Genomic DNA, 2,023 nt, shown 5'->3' with positions numbered 1-2,023 from the left:
ATGAAAGTAAGACCATCCGTAAAACCAATGTGCGATAAATGTCGAGTCATTCGACGTAAGGGAAGAGTCATGGTAATCTGTGAGAACCCTAAGCACAAACAGAGACAAGGAAACTAACAGGAGGAAGAAATGGCACGTATTGCAGGTGTAGATATTCCAAACAATAAGCGCGTCGTTGTTTCATTGACCTATATTTATGGCATTGGAAACAGTACAGCGAAGAAAGTATTGGAAAACGCAAAAGTCAGTGAAGATATTCGTGTAAAAGATCTGAGCGATGAGCAGATGAATGCGATTCGTAAAGAAATCGACAACATCAAAGTCGAAGGAGATCTTCGACGCGAAGTTCAATTGAACATCAAACGATTGATGGAGATTGGTTGTTATCGAGGAATCCGACATAGAAAAGGATTGCCCGTACGAGGACAAAGAACGAAGACCAATGCGCGTACGCGTAAGGGAAAAGCCAAGACAGTGGCAAACAAGAAGAAATAGGGAGGTTGCGTAGAGTATGGCACAGAAGAAAACCAAAGCGAAACGTCGTGCAAAAAAGAATGTTGCGCGTGGAGTTGCACATATCCACTCAACTTTCAATAACACGATCGTAACGATCACAGATGAACAAGGAAATGCGGTATCATGGTCCAGTGCAGGAGCCTTAGGATTCAAAGGCAGCCGCAAGAGCACACCATATGCTGCTCAGTTGGCTGGTGAAGCCGCTGGTAAAGCAGCAGCTGATCATGGTATGAAGACGGTGAGTGTAGAGATCAAAGGACCAGGTCCAGGACGAGAAGCGGCTGTGCGAGCATTGCAAGTTGCTGGACTTGAGATCAAGATGATCAATGATGTTACACCAATTCCACACAATGGATGTCGTCCACCAAAACGACCTCGTGGATAAGAATCAATAATAAGGAGGTGCCCTTGTGACAACAAACTATACCATTCAAACCATTCAAGAAAACGATACCAAGGGAGAGTTTGTTTTTGAGCCAGTTCAATATCAATTTGGAAGACCATTAGGCAATGCATTACGTCGTGTATTGATTTCTTCCGTTCCTGGTGGAGCCATTTTCAATCTGCAGATTGATGGTATTTACCATGAATTTACCGGAATCGAAGGTGTGACGGAAGATGCATCCGCTATTATTTTAAACTTAAAACAATTGATCTTGAAAATCGATATGCATGACAATGATATTTACACATTGCGCATTGACAAAAAAGGTCCTTATAAAGTATATGCTCGTGACATTGAATGTCCAACCGGCGTTAGCATCTTAAATCCGGATCTATATATTTGTACAGTGGCTGATGGTGGTTCTATTTATGCAACGATGCAAGCACGATTAGGTCGTGGTTATGTCGGTGCGGAAGCAAATAAACACCTTTATCAAGGGGATAATCAACCTCTAGGTTTGATTTATACAGATTCATTGTATGCACCGGTATCCAATGTAGAATATCATGTGGATACAATGGATGTTGATGGTGTAAAAGCCGATAAGTTAACGATGGGAATTACGACCGATGGTACATTAAAGCCTTCAGAGGCTTTGGCCATCGCTAGTAAGATCTTGCGTGATCACTTAGCTATCATTCGCGATGTGGATGAGGATACCATCGACTTAGAAGAAACACCAGAAATCGAAGTGGAAACACAAGCCAATCCAGCGCAACAGAAAATGATCGAAGATCTGGAATTGAGTGTTCGTTCCTATAATTGTTTAAAACGTGCTGGTATTACGACGGTGGATGAATTAACACAAAAAACCGAAGAAGAAATGATCCATGTTCGTAATTTGGGTAAAAAATCACTTCAAGAAGTGAAAGATAAAATGGCTGCTTTGGGATTGAGCTTCCGAGCATCCAATGAATAAATAGGAGGATCACGATGCAGAATCGTAAATTGGGTCGTACTGCGGATCATCGTAAGGCTTTGTTGCGCAACATGGCTACTTCTTTGATCGAAGCAGAACAATTAGAAACGACAGAAATGAAAGCGAAAGAATTATCTGCTGTC

Annotated in this window: 5 protein-coding genes; all 5 read left to right on the top strand. The window is 41.9% G+C overall.

Annotated features, from left to right (window positions below):
* Positions 1 to 117: a 50S ribosomal protein L36 gene (gene rpmJ / locus SOS22_RS04725; protein ID WP_081637596.1), complete on the top strand. Its 117-nt coding sequence runs from the start codon at positions 1 to 3 to the stop codon at positions 115 to 117.
* Positions 118 to 129: 12 nt separating this feature from the next.
* On the top strand, positions 130 to 495 hold the full coding sequence (gene rpsM, locus SOS22_RS04720; protein WP_320326054.1) for a 30S ribosomal protein S13: 366 nt from the start codon (positions 130 to 132) through the stop codon (positions 493 to 495).
* A 16-nt stretch (positions 496 to 511) separates the two neighbouring features.
* The gene (gene rpsK / locus SOS22_RS04715; RefSeq protein WP_128519440.1) at positions 512 to 901 is read left to right on the top strand and encodes a 30S ribosomal protein S11; all 390 of its coding nucleotides are present in this window, start codon (positions 512 to 514) and stop codon (positions 899 to 901) included.
* 25 nt (positions 902 to 926) lie between these two features.
* On the top strand, positions 927 to 1,880 hold the full coding sequence (locus SOS22_RS04710; protein WP_320326340.1) for a DNA-directed RNA polymerase subunit alpha: 954 nt from the start codon (positions 927 to 929) through the stop codon (positions 1,878 to 1,880).
* A 14-nt stretch (positions 1,881 to 1,894) separates the two neighbouring features.
* On the top strand, positions 1,895 to 2,023 hold a 129-nt coding region (locus SOS22_RS04705; RefSeq protein ID WP_273344257.1), incomplete at its 3' end, for a L17 family ribosomal protein.

Source organism: Absicoccus sp., from assembly GCF_034090965.1.
In the GTDB taxonomy this organism is placed as follows: Bacteria; Bacillota_I; Bacilli_A; order Erysipelotrichales; family Erysipelotrichaceae; genus Absicoccus; species Absicoccus intestinalis.
The sequence above is the reverse complement of the archived record's forward strand: the minus strand, read 5'-3'. Positions and strand labels throughout refer to the sequence as shown.

Coding starts and splice junctions, on each gene's coding strand:
- rpmJ (WP_081637596.1), top strand. CDS start 1: ATGAAAGTAAGACCATCCGTAAAACCAATGTGCGATAAATGTCGAGTC.
- rpsK (WP_128519440.1), top strand. CDS start 512: ATGGCACAGAAGAAAACCAAAGCGAAACGTCGTGCAAAAAAGAATGTT.
- rpsM (WP_320326054.1), top strand. CDS start 130: ATGGCACGTATTGCAGGTGTAGATATTCCAAACAATAAGCGCGTCGTT.